This window comes from Paenibacillus sabuli, assembly GCF_014705605.1.
GTDB classification, from domain to species: domain Bacteria; phylum Bacillota; class Bacilli; order Paenibacillales; family Paenibacillaceae; genus Paenibacillus_D; species Paenibacillus_D sabuli.
On record NZ_JACXIZ010000010.1, the window covers coordinates 131,377 to 148,114 of the forward strand.

Consider the following 16,738-nt stretch of genomic DNA (forward strand, 5'->3'; position numbering starts at 1 on the left):
GTACGCCCGCTCCTCGTCCTAAAAAGTCTCGATCGACCAATCAATGACTGCATTGTACGCCTTGCGCACCGCGGCGCCCACGCCTGCCAGCCCCGAGCGGCGCTGGGTGAAAAGCGGCCGGACGCCTTCGCCCCCCTGCTCGTCCGTGAGCGCTTCGATACGCACGTCGGCAAATACGCCGTCGTAGATGTCGTCGTCCGGATGCAGCTCGCTCGCCTCGGCGCCAAGTCCGATCCCGGCAGGCAGGTCGGACGCGAGCGGATGATCGGCGATGAGCAGGTCGCCGTCCACGCGCACCGACAGCCGGTCGCCGGTCAGGCGAATATCCAATTGACGCGTGTCGGCGATATTGGGCGGGTAGCCTTCGTCCTCCGTCTTGCCCCCGAGCGCCTGCTCCAGCGAATAGACCGAGGCTCTGTCGTAGGTGATGTCCTCTTCCTTCCACTTCACCTCGTCCAGCATGACCTCCAGAGCCGCCTGCAGCTCATCGTCCGGGCCGTCGCGCGTCTCCAGCAGCAGCACGTTGTTGTCCAGCGTCAGCCGCGCGTAGCGCTGCTGCGCCTCGTCCAGTCGCACGTATACGGATTGCCGGCCGACGACATTGCCGCGGAGCTCCGCGCGAATGCGCACATCGCGGGCCTCTGCGCCGTCCGCCAGCACCAGCCGCCCCTCCGCGCCGGGCGGAGCGGTCAGCACGAGCCGCTGCGCGCCGTATTCCGCCGCGCCCGCGAGCGTGCGCCACGCCTGCGCCTGCGCCTCGTCTCCAGTGACGAAGGCGACAGCTTGCCCGCTATCCTTGCGGATCTTCATCAGCAGGTGATTGGTGCTCCAATACGGCGAGACCTGCAGCCGGGTCAGATCGTACAGCTCGCCTTCGGGCCCGTTGTACGCCTCGCCCTCGCGGTTGAAGTGCATCTCGAACAGCTCCCGGATCGCCTCGTCGTTGGCCGCTCCGACGAGCGGATTCATGCCTTCGTAGAGCGCATTGGCATGCATGATCATATACAAGCCCGGCACCTCGCCGAAGCGGCCGGTGTAGATGCTGCGCATCGCCTCGTAGTCAGCGCCGATGCGCGCCTCCATCTCCTCCTTGTCCTCCGTCGGAATCATGTTCGCGTCGCGGACGAAGTCCATCAGATAATGGTTGTAATAGGCCATCTCCTGCTTGTTGCTGTCCACCTCATTGACCTCGCCGACGAATCGGCCCTCCCGGTCGAACACGTTGATGTAGCTGAGCCGGTAACCGCCGCTGCCGAGCTCCCAGTATCCTGTCTTCTTCATCCCGGTCAAGTCGCGCGGCTGCAGGAACTTGCGCTGGCCGTCGCCCATCTTGTCGGCGTAGGACAGCATAGTCGCCTTGAAGTTGTACTTCTCCAGCAGCGACTGGGCGAACAGAGCGGAGTCGTTGCGCCCGTCCTCGAAGGCAAGGAACAGCGCCTTGTCCGGCAGCGGTTGTCCGTCGCGGTAGTAGCGCACAATATCCGCCTGGCTGATCGTGCGATATCCTTGTTCATGCAGCGCGCCGAGCTGGCGCTCCAGCTCGCGCCGCGCGATCAGCTTGGCGGTGCCGCTGCGCCCGACGCCAAAATAAGAGAGCGCGACAAAGCCGCGGTCGCTCGACCACTGCGCCCGGTCCGGCTCCCGGTAGCTGCGAATATCCACGATCGCGTTGATCAGCAGCAGCAGCGCGCCGAGCAGGACGATCGCCTGCACGATCGTCTTGAAAATTTTGAAGCGATCCTTGCGGCTGAGCGCCTTGTGCCCGGTATGAATACGATCTCTACGAACCCGCATGCTCAACCATCACCTTCCAACCTGAATGAAATGCCATCAGAACGGCAAGCCTGTGCGCTTGCGCCGCATCGCCTTGCGGTTGCGCTCCTCGATATCCTGCGGCGTCTCGCGCGTCCCCCACGAGGACTTCCAGAACGTCACCATCGCGATCGGCATCTGCCACACGAGCACGAAGGAATAGAAGACACAGAAGATCAGACCGAACACCCAGAGCTTGCTGCGTCTGAACATCAGATGGGCGCAGCTCATCAGCAGCGCCATCAGCAGCAGACCGAGCAGGAAGGTGCTCGGAAAAACCTGGTGCACAAGCGGCACGTAAACGAGATTGTACGTCACGACCGCAGGGGCCGCGATCGGCACGATCAGCCCGACGTAAAAGAAGAGCGCCATCATCGGCTCCTTGCGCCAAATAAAGGCCCCGGCACGCAGCGACTCGCGCAGCCAGGAGCGCTTCCAGCGCATCTGCTGCTTGAAAAACACCTTCAGGCTCGACGGCACGATAGTCGAACAAATCGCCGTATCCTGATAGGCGGTGCGATGTGTCTTGAGAATAAAATTGGTCATGCTGCGGTCGTCTCCGAAGGTCGCCGGCTGTCCCAGAAACTTCTGATCCAGCCAGGCCGCGCCATGCTTGACGACCAGACTCTTCTTGTAACAGGAAAGCGGGCCGGAGAGGCAGGTGACGCTGTCGAACCACGATTCGGCGGCCTTCATGATGCGAAACGAGATGTAATAGCGCACCGTCTGCAGCTTCGTTACATTATTGGTGTACTTGTTCTCCACATCGGTGCGGCCCGCCACGCCGCCCATCGCCGGATCGCGAAACGGCTGCACCAGATTGCGGATCGCCGACGGCTCGAGAAAGCTGTCCGAATCGACGAATACGACCAGATCGTGCTTGGCGCGCGCGACGCCGCGCATGAGCGCTTCGCGCTTGCCGCCGTTCTCCTCCATCAGAATGAAGCTCACGCGCTCGCGCGTCCCGAAGCGTTCGACTTCCTTGTGAATGTTCGCCACGACCTCGCGGATGCGCGCGGGCGAATGGTCCGTCGAGCAGTCGTCGACGACGATCACCTCGAGCTTGTCGACCGGGTAGTCCTGATTGATGCAGCTGATGATCGTGCGCTGGATCCACTGCTCCTCATTGAAGCAAGGAATAATGAGCGACACCCCGGGCGTATATTCCGGATCAACCGGCACGGGTCGGTACAGGGCGCCGAAGAAATACCGCGACAGCAGGAAGGTGGCGGCAATCATGCTGTACAAATACAGCCAAAAATGAAACTTGAAGTAGATGATGCTCTCCACCCGCAGCAGCATGATCAGCCCGACAGCGATGAATAGCAGCAAGCTCGCGGTATAGACCGAATAGCCCCAGCGCTTTTTTTGAAAATAGCTGGTCAGCGGACGGTCGAATTCGAACGCATACCGCTGCACCCCCTCGGGGTCCTCCTCGACTGTAAAAATGCGCACCAACTTTGCGGTCGTATTGACATAGGACTCAAACCCCTCCGGCATCGTGCCCGGCGGAATTTTGAAACGCATCTGCGCTTGATCGCCGACCTGCAGCGGACAGTGGGTGACGTCCAGCTTCAGGAGAATGCCGGTGGCGGAAACGTCGATCGCGCGTCCGCGCCAGCGCTGCTTGAAGCCTTGTCCGGGCATGGCCACTTCGACGCGAAAACTCGCCATGTAGCGCAAGCTCAGCATCCGCTGCTTGTTAAGCTCCGTCATATCCGGGATATGCCCGACCTCGCGGTGCTCCAGGTGCTGCCCCCTGCGGTCCGACTGCACGCGGATGTGCTCCGGATCGGGCACATGCGACAGCGCGCGCCGATCCTCCCGGGGCAGGGTCAGCTTTTCCTCATTCGATTGTGGACGTTGCCGCCATCGCAGCAGCTTTTTGCCGACTCGCTTTTTACGTTTGATCACAGCAGCGTCTCCTATCGCATAACATTACAAGCGCCAGTAGTCTACGTCCAGCCTTACCAGCTCCGCCTTGTCGAGGGCGCCCTTCAGGTCCGCCACTACGCGTGCGCCCGACTGACGCAGCAGTCCGGCGTAGTGCGAGGACGCATGCGCGAGGTACGCCGCGTGCGGCACGGCCAGGATGACGGCGTCCAGCTCGGTCAGCGCGTCCGGATCGACGAGCTCCACGCCGTACGCTGCGCTGACCTGCGCGGGATCGGCATGCGGATCGGCCACCAGCGGCCGGATTCCGTACTCGGCCAGCTCCAGCAGCAGGTGCTGCACCTTGGTGTTGCGCGTATCCGCACAGTCCGGCTTGTAGGTGAAGCCCAGCACCGCGACCCGGGCCTCCCGCAGCGCGGCGCCGCCGCGCGCCAGCCGCTTGATCACCTGACGCGCCGCATAGCCGCCCATCTCCTCGTTCACTTCGCGGGCCGTGTTGATCAGCCGCAGGGGAACGCCCAGCGCTGCCGCGCGGTACGTCAGATAGTACGGATCGACGCTGATGCAATGCCCGCCGACCAGTCCGGGCGAGAAGGGCATGAAATTCCACTTCGTGCCCGCCGCCGCCAGCACGGAACGGGTATCGAGCTCCATGCGGTCAAAGAGCACCGCAAGCTCGTTCATAAAGGCAATGTTCATGTCGCGCTGCGCGTTCTCCACGACCTTGGCCGCCTCCGCGACCTTGATACTCGGCGCGCGGTGCACGCCCGCCTCCACGACGAGCCCGTACAGCCTCGCTGCAAACTCCAGCGTCTCCTCGTCCATGCCGGAGACGACCTTGACGATGTTGGCAAGCAAATGCTCGCGATCGCCCGGATTGATGCGCTCGGGGGAGTAGCCGATCTTGAAATCGGCGCCGCAGCGCAGACCCGAGCCCCGCTCCAGCAGCGGCAGACACTCCTCCTCGGTCACGCCCGGATAGACCGTCGATTCGTAGAACACGACCGCTCCCGGCGTCAGCTTGGCCGCGACGAGCCGGCTGGCGCTGCGCACCGGTTCGAGGTCCGGCACATTGCCCCGGCCGACCGGGGTCGGCACGGCGACGACGAACACCTCGACGCCGTCCAGCTCGGCCGGATCCGCCGTGAAGGCGACGCCGCTGCGCGCGACCGCGTCGTCGCCGATGTCGCCGGTGACGTCGTTGCCCTGCTTGTACGCCTCGATCTTGGCTGCGTTGACGTCGAAGCCGACGACCTCCAGGTGCTCGGCAAAAGCGACCGCCAGACGCAAGCCGACATAGCCCATGCCGATCACCGCCACCTTGGCGCGGCGGGCTCGCAGTTCATTCCATAAGTGTTCCATCTCATACCTCGCAATCTATACGAATCCATGTATACAAAATTCCGCTTGCCGCCCGTCGAGTCATGGCTCCAGGCCCAGCGCCTCGGACATGAGCACGAACCGGTACCCCTCTTGCCGGAGCAGCCGGATCGCCTCGGGGAGCGCCTCCAGCACATGCGTCCCGTCCAAGGCGTGGAGCAGGATGATGCTGCCGCTCTTGGTCTTCGCCATGATGCGGGAGACGATCGTCTCGGCGTCGTTGGCCACATCCCAATCCATCGTCGTCACATCGTACATCGCGATCCGGTGATAGCCGGTCGCCGCGATGATGCGCGCCGACTCCTCGCTGATCGCACCGGTCGGCGGCCGATACAGCATGAGCGGCTGCTCCTGGATCGCTTCGGTCAGCACCTGATGCGCCTTGACGACGTCCGCCTGGAGCTGCTCGGGCGTGAGCGTCGTCACGACCTCGTGATTGTATGAATGATTGGCCACCTCGTGGCCCGCATCGACGAGTGCGCGCGCCATATTCGGATTGGCCTCCACGCCCTTCATCCGAAGGAAAAAGGTCGCCTTGACGTCGTATTCGTCCAATATATCCAGAATGGCGGTCATCGTCTGATCGCTCGCCCAGTTATTTATCGTAAGCGCGACTTCCCGCTCCTCGGTCTCGAACTGGTAGATCAGCTCGTAGTCCTGATCGGCGTAGTCCGGATTGAGCCTGACGGCATCGTAGCCCGGGATCTCCTGCGGCGCCAGCCGCGTCTCCCCACCGGAGACGAGCTCGCGCAAGGTCACCAGCTCATAGCGCAGCTCGTGCGCGGCCTCGGCGATATAGCGGATGGCCGACACGATCTCCGGGTTGTAGTCGGTATGCAGCAGGACGATCCCGCCGCGCGACAAGTAGCGCTCCACATACGCCCCGATCTCCTCGGCGCTCTGCATATCGGTATCGCGGGGATTAATCGAATATCCGACGACAGCGTCGAGTCCGAGGTCCGCCGCCGCCAGCTGCATGTTCGCCGTGATATCCCCGGACCTGGAGCGTACATAGCTCGGCACGACGCCCGTCTCCCGCTCGATCACCTCTTGGCTGAGCGCGATCTCCCGATGCACTTGCGCGTAATCGAGCTCGCTGAGATTGACACTGCTCAGCGTATTGTTCTCCAGCTCGTGCCCGCGCTCGACGATCAGGCGGGCGAGGTCCGGCTCCTCCGCCACGCGCATGCCCGGCACGAAAAAAGTCGCCCGCAGCTCGAGCCGGTCGAGCTCGTCAAGCAGCGCGTGCATCGTCTGGGCATCGGCCAGCCCGTTGAAGGTCAGACTGAGCTGTCTCGACGACGTATAGACCGACTGGATCGCCGGACTCGGCTCGCCCGTGTACAGCACGGGCGCCGCTTCCGGCCCCGTCCCCCCTGCAGCCGGGCCGCTGCCGCCCTCGAACCAGCCGCAGCCGGCCAGCATGAACAATGCCGCGAGCATAGCGACGGCCGGCAGCGCATGCGCACCGGATCGTGCCGCCCTGCGCACCGAGGCGCCAGGTGTCGCGCGGGATCGCATCCTTGCAAGCAGAGCGTCGGCTAGCTGCCTGCGGAATCGCGCCATCGCAAGACCAGCGACACCCGGCCGTGTGCGGAATCGCGCCATTGCAAGACTAGCGTCGGCTAGCGGTCTGCGGGATCGTACCGGCTCCGAACGCATGCGGTCTTTTTGCTTCATTTGCAGCATGATTTTCGCTTCTCCCTTATCTCCGCAATTGGTATGAAGTCGACCATACGACCGGCGATTTTCTCGCTTGCTGGCCGCGACTTTGCTTTCAGTGTAGCGAAGCCATCTGTACAATATCTAAACACCGCAGCGTGTCAAATATGAGGCAAAACCGCTATCGTTCTCAGCTATCGTTCTCTATACCTATATAAATCGTATCAATCACCTATATACAACGTACTCAACGTAATTCTGGACCATAAAAAATGATATCTTGCGATTATACAGCATTTATGCTACCTATTGTGTCAAAATAAACGTGTCGAAACAAGAGATAATGGATGGAAATTCGAATCGTTTTGTCGAAAGTATAAAAATATTTGTTGTAATATGATGAATGTAATTATTATCCATTTATTTCCGTTAGCACGTCAAATTAGCACATCGAAATGCATGACCTGGGCGAATCCGTGAGGACTGCCTCCATTCGCTCCATTCGCGGTTCCGCGACACGTGGCTGTCTGCTGTAACGGTCATGAGCGACACTTAGCGGGGGAGATGGGGCGGAAATGACCGCTAAGCTTCGCTGGTGTCCATTAGAATAGCTACCTTTCACTTGCCGCTTGCCATCTGCCACCCCCAACCTGTGGCTTATCGCCTGATGCTCCCCACCTGTCACTTACCGCTGGCTATCTGCCGCCTGCCACTCGCTACTTACCGATTGCTACCTGCTTGCCGCCTACCGCTTGCCCCTGCCGCATGTCGCCTCGCCACTTGCCACCGGTCGCTTGTCGCTTGCCAGCCGTCTGTCACGTCTGTCACTTGCCGTCTGAGCTCGCCATCCCGCGACCCGCTCGCTCCGCAACGTGCCCAGCCGTTCTGCCGCTCTCTTCCAAGCCAATTGGCGTTCCACGCGAATGCAAAAAAACCGCCCTGAGAAGGGCGGTTTTAATGAATTATAGGCACAGCCTCGTGTATGGTCGTGTATAGTGGCTTACGCATCCTGCAAAGGCGTCGGGATCGTGTCGCGGTAAAGCCGCGCAATCTCCTCGTCCCCGAGCGCCCGGTCGTATACGGCCAGGCCGCCCAGCAAGCCTTCGTAAAAGTTGCCCGGCGTGCCCGAGCGATCTACGCCGCCGACCGTAAAATCCGATCCGCCGCTACCGCCGTCATGCAGCCCTTCCGGATACGGGTATGGATTGAAGCCCTCCCGCACGTCGAGCCGGCCGTCGAGATACACGCGCGCATTCTGGCCATCGTAGGTAAAGACCGCCAGCTGCCAGCGTCCGCTCGTCACCGGCGTCGCGCCGATCGCCGCGCTCATACAATACTTGTAGCCGGGTGTGGGACCGCCCTCGGCGGACACGTGCCCGCACACCTGATTGGCACTCTCCCAGATCCTCAGATCGAGGAACATGCAGTATTGGCGGCTGCGGCCGGTCTCGTTCCACATGCCCGCGACAGCCTGGCACTCGCCCTTCTCCTCGCCGCGCTTGATCCACGCCGCAAGCGTGAAGGCTGCGTTCCCGTGGAAGTCCAGCGCCGGACACTCGCTGCGCGGCACTGCCAGCCAATCGCCGTACACGAAGCGCGCAGCCCGCGGACCGAAGACGCCCTCCTCGGCGCTGCCGACCGTGCCGGCCATTTCGCGCAGGCGGTAGCGGCCGGGACCGCTCGACTCGCGTGGACCGCTCTGCTCCTGCATCTCCCACAGGCTGATCAGTCCGGGGACCTCCATTGCCGCTTGCCTTGCCTGCTTAACTTTCATGCTCATTTTGTCGCATCCTCCCGACCAATCTTTATTTGAAATAATGGCCCTGTGCCCGGTCCCCGCCTGCGCGGAAGCCGAGACTGTAGCGCTGATAGTGCTGATAATGCGCGCGGTACAACTGCCCCGCCGCAGCCGGAGCATAGGTCAGATAGAGCTGCCTGCGGCTCACCTCGGCCGTATTGGGCCCGCTCTGATGCGGGGTCAGCGAATGGAACAGGATGACGTCGCCCGGTTCCGTCTCGACGATCGTGCCGCGCTGCGGATCGATCTCGGCGATCTCGGCCTCATTCATATTGCGCAGCTCGCCCGGCGTCGTGCGGAAGCGGTCGTGGTAGCCGCTGAACAGCTCCAGTCCGCCGTTGGCGGCACTGGCGCCATCGATCGCGACCATCGCCGAGATCAGCTGCTCGTAAGGGAAGCCCTGCCAATACGGCGCGTCCTGATGCATCGTGTATCCGCTCACGCCCGGCAACTTGAAGATCAGCTTGTCCTTGAAGAGTTGCGGCTCGTCGAGATAGATGTCACGCAGAGGCGTCAACAAGCGCTCATCCTGCGTCAAGGCGGCGAATACCGGCGAGATATCGTGCACAGGGTCAAAGCGTTCGACCACCCGACTTTCGTCCTCCAGCTTGCGATAGCCGACGCGCATATTCAGCGGGTCGAGATAGTCCTCGAGCGTCAGAAAACGCGAGCATTCAGCCTGAACGACCTCCATCTCCGATTTTGTAAACACGCCGCGAAGCACCAGATAGCCATCCCGATTATACTGCTCCATCTGCGCATTATCAAGCATGCGCAGCGCTTGTTTTTCCTGCATCCCCTTCGTCTCCCTTCACTTTTTTGCGAATGATGAATCTTAATTCATTTTAGTATACCGAGTTTACAAAGGCCATGCAGTTGCTTACTATAATACATATACTTTTTTGTATTCCAGTCGGATAGCAGTCGGGACGTGAAGATACCAAGTACGGGAGGGCGCAGGCGATGCGGAATGAAGAGGCGATGGAAAGAAAGGCATCCGATAAGAAAGCCTTGGAGAAAGAAGGCTTGGAAAAGAACGAGATGTCAGAAACGGTGCGGATCATTCGCCATCACCATCAGAGCGGGGAGCGGCGCAAGCATATGCTGCCGCAGGACACGTATGCCTTCTGGGCGTTGCTCTATTCGGAGGAGCAGCCCATCGCGTATGCGCTGGGGGCGGACGCAATGGACGCGGATGAGCCGCATTGGAAGGAAGCGCAGCCCGGTGAGCTCGTGCTCTGTCCGCCGCAGACGACGCTGCATCGGCGCGCGGCGCGGCCGCTGCTGTTTCACTTTATCGAGTTCGATTGGCAGATCGGCGGCGCGCCCGTCGCGGCGGCGCGGACGCCGGCGCCTGACGGCAAGCTCGTCTTCCGTCATGCCGCGCGGGCGCGGTCGACGCTGCAGCTGCTCGAGGGCGTGCAGAGCGCGCCCGACGGCCTCTCGCCGGCCGCCCGGGCCTACGCCGCGCATCTGGTGCTCGACCTGCTGCGACTCCATCGCTACGAGCGCGACGCCGCCTCGGCGCGCGTCGTCGCCGACCCGCTCGTCCGCAGTGCGCTGGCCGAGCTCGAGCGCCGCTGCGGGGAGGACTGCTCGATGCGCGCCATCGCGGCCGCGGCCGGACTGAGCCAATCTCAGTTCACCCGGCGCTTCCAGGCCGCGGTCGGCATCTCGCCGATCGTCTATCTGACGCAGCTGCGGCTGCAGCGTGCCCGCACACTGCTGCTCGAGAGCGATCTGACGGTGGAGGCGATCGCCGTGCGCTGCGGCTACCAGAACGGCTTTTATTTCAGTCGCGTCTTCTCCGCCCATACGGGCGCGAGTCCGTCGGCGTATCGTCGTGCGAATCGGGTGTAGCCCGGTTGGCGCGGGGCTAGGCTTCGTCCAGCCAGCCCAGCCTCGTCAGGAAGGCGTCGATGTCGGCAACTGCGCGCTCGACCTGCGCCTCGGTGGCGGTATAGTCGTACAGGACAAAAGCGTGCTTCGCATCCGGGTACAGCACGAGCTCCGAATGATTGCCCGCCGCCAGATGCGCCTCGTGCATGCGCACCGCATGATCCGGTAAGACCACCGTATCCAGCAGGCCGTGCAGCTGCAGCATCGGCGGACCGCCCGGCCGACTGTGGAACACCGGCGACAGCCGCTTCGCCTGCGCATCGCGGCGCAAGTACCGCGCCACCTCGTCGCCGCTCGCGTCGCGGTCGGACTGCATCGGCAGATCGAGAAAGGCGCGCGTCAGGTCCACGACCCCGTTCATGTTGATCACCGCGTCGCCCAGCGCCGGCACCGACGTGTCTTCGCCCGGCTCGTCGAATTCATTCAGCGTGGCGAGGCAGGACGCCAGATGGCCGCCTGCCGAATCGCCGCAGGCCGCGATGCGCGTCGGATCGATGCCAAGCTCGACGGCATGCATGCGGATGTAGCGAACCGCCGAGCGGCAATCGGCGACGCAATGCTCGACGGTCGCCGTCTCCCCGTCCGCATCCGCACCGAGCGGCTGCCCGACGAGCCGGTAGCGCACGCTGAAGCAGACCGCGCCGCGCGCAGCGAAGCGGACGCTGTGCGGCACGAACCGCTCCGGGTAGCCGGACTTCCAGCCGCCCCCGTGAATCCAGACGATCGCCGGGAGGCCGGCGTCCGCGCGCCAGCCCTCCGGCTTCGTTACGAGCAGCTCCAGTTCATGCGCGCCGACCCGCTTGTAGATTCGTTTTTCTGTCTCTTTTTCCATCGTTGATCGCTCCCCCTGCCAGATCATTACTGGCTCCCCTGCCAGCTTGTTCAGTTACGCTTGTCTTTGCATTAGGATAGGAGTTGCCTTTCATCCCCGCGTTCGTGTGCTACTTCAGCTCGCTGGCCGCCTCCAGCACTGCCTCGATATGGCCCTTCAGCCGGACGCCGCGCCATTCCTGGACGAGCTTGCCCTTCTTGTCAATCAGGAACGTCGAGCGCACGATGCCCATGTACTCGCGGCCGTAGTTTTTCTTGAGTTGCCACACCCCGTACTTCCCGCATACCTTGTGCTCGGTATCGGCGAGCAGCACGAACGGCAAGTTGTGCTTGGCGATGAATTTCTGGTGCGAAGCGATATCGTCCGTGCTGATGCCGACGATGACCGTATCGGACGCTGCAAAATCGTCGGTCGTGTCGCGGAAGGCGCACGACTGTTGCGTACAGGTAGGCGTATTGTCCTTCGGGTAGAAATACAGCACGACATTGCGGCCGCGAAAATCGCGAATCGCCACCTCCTCGCCGCTCGAAGCGGGCAGCTTGAAATCCGGGACGACCCGCCCGACTGTCAGTTCCGCCATTGTTTTTCCTCCTTGTTGTCTAATGATATCGACTGGTTCAATTGGTACAGCTGCTCGCTGAAAGGATACAGTTGCTACAAGACGAAGGCTTGTTGCAGCGCTTGGGATTCGCTCCTCATTTTACCTCACGGCCAAAAGAGAGACAAATGGTAGAAATATTATTGAGCGTTTAGCAAGCGTGGAGTTCGTTTCTCCATTTTTCAGTCATAGCATCGAGTTGCCGGCTTAACGGCCTGTATTCAGGATAAGAATGAAGCGCTGGAATGGGGCGTTTTAAAAGCCGGGCGTGTCGGAATTTCAGGCACGGATTATGCGCCGCCGCTCCCGGTGAAGAGCGAGATCGAACAAGAATTGGCGGACTTGCTGGCTACGGACATGACCCTAACGGAGAAAGCCATCACTTCTTTCCTGTGGGGAGCGCGGCGGCAAATGTTTTGGGATGGAAACAAGCGAACCTCTCTTCTGCTCGCAAACAAGCTTCTTGTCGGCAATGGACATGGTATGCTAACCATTACAGAGAAAAATATGGAGCGGTTCAACGAATTGTTGTCAGCCTACTATACGACGAACGATATGAGCGAAATCAAGCAGTTTTTATACGAACATGCAATCAGCGGGATTGACTTTGAACCGGAAAAGCATCGTGAATCTGAGCGATCACGATAAAAATGTATATGTATATTCATTGGAACGAGGCTGCTCAAATCGTCAGTTTTTACTGACTTTTGGACAGCCATGTCTTTTTGGTATGTCAATGCGTCTATGACAGGGATCGCAGTTGCAAGTTGCGTTCACGAAAACGTTCATGGTGGGAAGAAACACCAGCCATTTTAGTCGCATTCGGGTCGATATAGCGCATAGCGCTATTCACGCCGAGTACCGCATCATTGAATGCACCGGCGATCAGGCGAACCTTGCTGCCATAGCTGACACAGTCTCCGGCGCCGAAGACACCGGGAATGCCGGTATGCATACTTTCATTGACGATGATGCCGTAATCCCCCATATGTAGACCCCATGCCTGCAAGGCGTCATAATTGCGCTTGTATCCATGATTGATCAGTACGGCATCGACTGTAAATTGCTGCATGCTGCCATTTTCGCTGTGGGACAAGCTCACATGTGTAATATCGTCGTTTTGTCCTTGCAATTGATGCAGCGCGTATGGGGTGAGGATGGCTGCATGCTCGTATAGTCGTTCGATGTTGCGTTCCAATGCGTCAAATTGCGTCCGGCGATGAACGATGGTCACATGAGCGCCATGATCGTGCAGATCGTTGGCCCAATCCACGGCAGCATTGCCGCCGCCGGAAACAAGAACATGTTTGCCGGCGAAGACAGCGCAATCGTTAACGGTGTAATAAAGATTGTTCCAATCCTGCTGCGGCTCGCCTTCGAGCCGTAGTTTCTCCAATTCGGTGATGCCGCGTCCTGCACACAGCAGCACGGTGCGGGTATAGTGAACAGCTCCGCAATTGCTGCGCACGATCAGTACGCCGTCTTCCCGTCGCGTCAGATCGTTAATCTCCTGACCGAGTACGACGGTTGGATCGAATGTGCGCGCTTGCTTCTCCAATGCATGGATCAGCGACTCACAGCGGGTCGGACCGACTGCTCCGACGTCCCAAACCATCTTCTCCGGATAGCGCCACATGAATCCGCCCAACTGTGGCTTGGCCTCAATCAGTTTGGTTTTCATCGCTCTGATCCCACTATAGAACGCAGCGTACATACCCGCGGGGCCGCCACCAATGATCGTCAAGTCGTAGATGTCTTCAGACATACGTACATCTCCTCCTTATTTTACCGAGATAATCGATTCCACGATGAAGTCGATCAGATATGCGGAGCCGATCGGTCCTTCTCCTTGTACAAGATCTTTGGTTCCCACAGGGAATACGCGATTGTTCTTCACCGCATCAAGGTTTTTCCACAATGAATTCCCCATCAGATCCTCCCATGACTGGTCGCTGTCGCCACCTTCCATCACACGTTTTTCAATAAAGATGTAATCCGGATTGATTTCTGGGAGAATTTCCAGGGAGAACGGATTGAACCAAGCTTCTCCGTCCTTGAGAACTTCAGGAATTTGCAGGCCTAACTGTTGATAGAACAATTCACTGGCGCCTTGACTCTTACTGCCCAGGAAACGATACTGATTGGGGTCGACCCGCAAGACGAGCACGGTTTTTCCTTCAGCGTAAGGGGCCAATTGCGCTTTGGCTGCTTCAACTTTTGCTGTAAAAGCGGCGGTCACACTTTCCAATTGTTCCTCACGTTCGAAAATGGCAGCCAAAGCAGGCATGGCATCGCTCATAAAGATCGTGCCGGGCACCGCGACAGTTGGGGAGATCTTACTCAGTTGCTCGTAGATGCCGTCTCCGACGGTCGCGCCATAGGCCACGATCATGTCACTGTTGAGCGTCAACAGCAGTTCATAGTTTTGCTCGTATTGCGGGTATTCGATTAATTCCACGCCATGATTGGCGAAGTAATCCAAGCGATAGTCCGGTTCAACATCAGCGACATAGAGTACGCCGGATGGAACGATGCCCAACTCAATCATATACTCGGCATAGCGTGTGTTCGTAACGATCATACGCTCGGGGTTCGTCGGAATTTCCACTTCTCCGAACATATCGGTGACGATGCGGGTTTGAGGTTCATCCGTTGTTGCGGGTACTTTGGATTCGTTATCCGCAGCTTCTGTCTGTTCATTTACTGATTCGTTGGAAGCGCAGCCCGCTACTACTAGCAGCAGTGCAAGTGTGACTCCTAACACAATGGACATTTTGCGAAACATAATGGTCGTTCTCCCCTTTAATAATAATGATAATCGTTATCGTTTAAGAGTATAGCAAATGCGGGGAGCCGTCTCCATGTTTGTCTGTGCGCAAGCGGATGGAGGATTGTGCGCGCTCAGGACAATTCGTTACCACTTTCGGACTGGATTAAGTAATCGACCATCTGATCGACAACTTGTTGATAACCAAATGCGCCGCAACCTGTAATCCAAGTGCGCGTTGTAATCGGGAATACCCGCTTGTGCCGGACTGCTTTGAGGCCTAGCCAGCGTGGATCTTCGAGCAAACGCTGCATGTAGGCATCCGATGAACCGCCTTCGAAGACGCGGTTTTCGATGAATACATAATTCGGATCAGCCTCCGCCAAACGAGCAATATCCAATGTGCTGCACCAATTGCTGGCGTCTGCCAGACCGACCGGCATACGCAGTGCCAGTTCATCATAGAGCAGGCTTGCCGGACTGATATGTGACTTGCTGTTCATATAGCGGTAGCCGTGGCCTTCGACTCGAATGATTAGCGCTGTCGCGCGGGCATCCAGATGCGGCGCCAATCGCCGCCGAGCTGACATGAGATAATGATCGTAGCTTTGCCGCCAAGCATCGGCTTGCGTTTGTCGACCGAGCAGCGGTGCCAGATCGGCGATGAAGTGTCGAGAATCGATATCGACAACGCTTAGCGTAGGCGCAATATCACGCAGACGATCCCTGTCGCTTTCGGGGATACGTTGGGTGATGATCCATTGCGGGCGATAGGGCAGCAGAGCTCCTGCAGGCAATGCATATTGCGGCACGGGAATGACGGGAACCTTGTACTGATCGAACAGTCGTTGCTGATGCTCGGCAATGAGCGGCGGGTAGGCCAGCACACAGCAAGGGATGATATCCAGCGCAAGGAGCGCTTCGGCTATACGCGGCAGACCCGCAGCGATCCTGCGATCTGCAGCGTGTTCGGCGAAGCGGGCGGGGGTAATGCCAACGGTGGCCTTGAACCGCTTGCTGAAGTAGAAGACGTCGTCAAATCCGCTGAGTCGCGATGCTTCTTGTACACGCATGCCCTGCAGCAGATGCTCCTGTGCCCGATTCATCCGATAGCGCAGCAAGTAGTCCATCGGCGAATAGCCGGATTGCTCCTTGAATTTACGCGAAAAATGCCAAGGACTCATGCCGGCCTGGTTGGCTAATTGTTCGCGTGTCAGAGTGGAGCGATAATGTTGTTTGATATGAGTCATCGCACGTTCGATCGCCGGTTGCTTCTCTTGTATGTTTTGTTCATTGTACAATTGCACCAATAATGTGCTGCCTGCGGCTTGAAGGAAAATATCACGTTCTGGCTGCCAGTCCTTAAGTTCGCTTAACTGCGCTTCTACTTGACACAAATCCGTTTGATCCAACAGGGCTGTACTGAAGCCGTAGCCGGAGGGGGCTTTCCACTGGACGCGAAGCGCTTCTTCACCAGGTTGTTGTAGGGCTGAAAGATTCAGCAGATCATAGGTCAGCTTGTAGCCTTGGAAGGCGGGGCTGTCCGGGCTGATCGATTCTATCGGACAGTATGCTTCTACAGCAAGCAGACTCCCGCGTTCGAGATGACAGACGCGGCGGTTAACTTGCCAGTCTGCACGTCCACCTGTAATGACGAACAGGGTATTGTCATCAAGCTGTGTGCCGGAGCCGATTGCTTGTTGCACCGTTTGAAAAGGCGTCAGTTGCCATTCCCAAACGATGCGCGGTTTGTGTTGCATCTTGATGAGGCCTCCTCCTACGATGAACTCGCTTCAAGTATATCAGATTGGGCTTTCTGTTGAAGAAAGGCAGCTTTTTCCCGGTGCACGGATTCCAATTTATGTTATCCCACAGTCGTCAATAAACCGGCGGCTTTTTTGGTATGATCACGTTGCTTGGAGGATGACATGCGACAGAATGGAGGGGGATGCCAAGCTCCAGGGATAGACGGGCCTCGAGCCCAATCCCTCCCGGCAGATGTGTCGATAAAAGGAAGGAAATCCCTGGCTACAGAATACGTTCGGCCTGGACGGCCGGATGCGCTTGCCGTTGGCCCAACGAAAGTCCGTCGAGCAG

Annotated in this window: 13 protein-coding genes; 2 read left to right on the forward strand and 11 right to left on the reverse strand. The window is 59.1% G+C overall.

The annotated features are described in order from the left end of the window. Positions 1-18: 18 nt before the first annotated feature. From IDH44_RS04160 to IDH44_RS04185, 6 genes are all read right to left on the reverse strand, one after another. Entirely contained in the window at positions 19-1,794 is a 1,776-nt protein-coding gene (locus tag IDH44_RS04160; RefSeq protein WP_190914985.1) for a polysaccharide deacetylase family protein, read from the reverse strand. A gap of 36 nt (positions 1,795-1,830) precedes the next feature. Then, on the reverse strand, positions 1,831-3,726 hold the full coding sequence (locus IDH44_RS04165) for a glycosyltransferase (protein ID WP_397326739.1): 1,896 nt from the start codon (positions 3,724-3,726) through the stop codon (positions 1,831-1,833). A 24-nt stretch (positions 3,727-3,750) separates the two neighbouring features. Further along, a complete protein-coding gene (locus IDH44_RS04170) occupies positions 3,751-5,067 on the reverse strand; it encodes a nucleotide sugar dehydrogenase (protein ID WP_190914987.1) in 1,317 nt (438 codons plus the stop codon). Between the two features lie 60 nt (positions 5,068-5,127). Beyond that, positions 5,128-6,774 carry a polysaccharide deacetylase family protein gene (locus IDH44_RS04175; RefSeq protein WP_223869358.1) on the reverse strand — a complete coding sequence of 549 codons (1,647 nt, stop codon included), beginning with the start codon at positions 6,772-6,774 and terminating at the stop codon, positions 5,128-5,130. Between the two features lie 973 nt (positions 6,775-7,747). Beyond that, positions 7,748-8,527, reverse strand: coding sequence for a LamG domain-containing protein (locus IDH44_RS04180; protein ID WP_223869359.1), 780 nt, complete (start codon positions 8,525-8,527; stop codon positions 7,748-7,750). 25 nt (positions 8,528-8,552) lie between these two features. Then, a complete protein-coding gene (locus IDH44_RS04185) occupies positions 8,553-9,341 on the reverse strand; it encodes a phytanoyl-CoA dioxygenase family protein (protein ID WP_190914988.1) in 789 nt (262 codons plus the stop codon). A 230-nt stretch (positions 9,342-9,571) separates the two neighbouring features. Here IDH44_RS04185 and IDH44_RS04190 point away from each other — a divergent pair, with 230 nt between their 5' ends. Continuing rightward, the gene (locus IDH44_RS04190; protein ID WP_190914990.1) at positions 9,572-10,405 is read left to right on the forward strand and encodes a helix-turn-helix domain-containing protein; all 834 of its coding nucleotides are present in this window, start codon (positions 9,572-9,574) and stop codon (positions 10,403-10,405) included. A 16-nt stretch (positions 10,406-10,421) separates the two neighbouring features. On the opposite strand, the gene IDH44_RS04195 is transcribed toward IDH44_RS04190, so the two are convergent. Together IDH44_RS04195 and bcp are read right to left on the reverse strand one after the other, a co-directional pair. Beyond that, the gene (locus IDH44_RS04195; protein WP_190914991.1) at positions 10,422-11,276 is read right to left on the reverse strand and encodes an alpha/beta hydrolase; all 855 of its coding nucleotides are present in this window, start codon (positions 11,274-11,276) and stop codon (positions 10,422-10,424) included. Positions 11,277-11,385: 109 nt separating this feature from the next. Beyond that, complete coding sequence (gene bcp / locus IDH44_RS04200) at positions 11,386-11,856, reverse strand: thioredoxin-dependent thiol peroxidase (protein WP_190914993.1); 471 nt, start codon at positions 11,854-11,856, stop codon at positions 11,386-11,388. Between the two features lie 294 nt (positions 11,857-12,150). Between bcp and IDH44_RS04205 the strand changes: the two genes are divergently transcribed. Continuing rightward, on the forward strand, positions 12,151-12,522 hold the full coding sequence (locus IDH44_RS04205; protein WP_397326741.1) for a hypothetical protein: 372 nt from the start codon (positions 12,151-12,153) through the stop codon (positions 12,520-12,522). Between the two features lie 94 nt (positions 12,523-12,616). Here IDH44_RS04205 and IDH44_RS04210 read toward each other — a convergent pair whose 3' ends face one another. The 3 genes from IDH44_RS04210 to IDH44_RS04220 form a co-directional block, all read right to left on the reverse strand. Then, entirely contained in the window at positions 12,617-13,639 is a 1,023-nt protein-coding gene (locus tag IDH44_RS04210; RefSeq protein WP_190914995.1) for an NAD(P)/FAD-dependent oxidoreductase, read from the reverse strand. Positions 13,640-13,654: 15 nt separating this feature from the next. Next, positions 13,655-14,659 carry an ABC transporter substrate-binding protein gene (locus IDH44_RS04215; RefSeq protein WP_190914997.1) on the reverse strand — a complete coding sequence of 335 codons (1,005 nt, stop codon included), beginning with the start codon at positions 14,657-14,659 and terminating at the stop codon, positions 13,655-13,657. Between the two features lie 116 nt (positions 14,660-14,775). After that, the gene (locus IDH44_RS04220) at positions 14,776-16,401 is read right to left on the reverse strand and encodes a helix-turn-helix domain-containing protein (RefSeq protein ID WP_190914998.1); all 1,626 of its coding nucleotides are present in this window, start codon (positions 16,399-16,401) and stop codon (positions 14,776-14,778) included. Between the last annotated feature and the right edge of the window lie 337 nt (positions 16,402-16,738).

Excerpts from the sequence above, each read along its gene's own strand:
- IDH44_RS04180 (WP_223869359.1), bottom strand. The coding sequence starts at position 8,527 with ATGAGCATGAAAGTTAAGCAGGCAAGGCAAGCGGCAATGGAGGTCCCC.
- IDH44_RS04185 (WP_190914988.1), bottom strand. The coding sequence starts at position 9,341 with ATGCAGGAAAAACAAGCGCTGCGCATGCTTGATAATGCGCAGATGGAG.
- IDH44_RS04170 (WP_190914987.1), bottom strand. The coding sequence starts at position 5,067 with ATGGAACACTTATGGAATGAACTGCGAGCCCGCCGCGCCAAGGTGGCG.
- IDH44_RS04160 (WP_190914985.1), bottom strand. The coding sequence starts at position 1,794 with ATGCGGGTTCGTAGAGATCGTATTCATACCGGGCACAAGGCGCTCAGC.
- IDH44_RS04175 (WP_223869358.1), bottom strand. The coding sequence starts at position 6,774 with ATGCTGCAAATGAAGCAAAAAGACCGCATGCGTTCGGAGCCGGTACGA.
- bcp (WP_190914993.1), bottom strand. The coding sequence starts at position 11,856 with ATGGCGGAACTGACAGTCGGGCGGGTCGTCCCGGATTTCAAGCTGCCC.
- IDH44_RS04220 (WP_190914998.1), bottom strand. The coding sequence starts at position 16,401 with ATGCAACACAAACCGCGCATCGTTTGGGAATGGCAACTGACGCCTTTT.
- IDH44_RS04210 (WP_190914995.1), bottom strand. The coding sequence starts at position 13,639 with ATGTCTGAAGACATCTACGACTTGACGATCATTGGTGGCGGCCCCGCG.
- IDH44_RS04215 (WP_190914997.1), bottom strand. The coding sequence starts at position 14,659 with ATGTTTCGCAAAATGTCCATTGTGTTAGGAGTCACACTTGCACTGCTG.
- IDH44_RS04195 (WP_190914991.1), bottom strand. The coding sequence starts at position 11,276 with ATGGAAAAAGAGACAGAAAAACGAATCTACAAGCGGGTCGGCGCGCAT.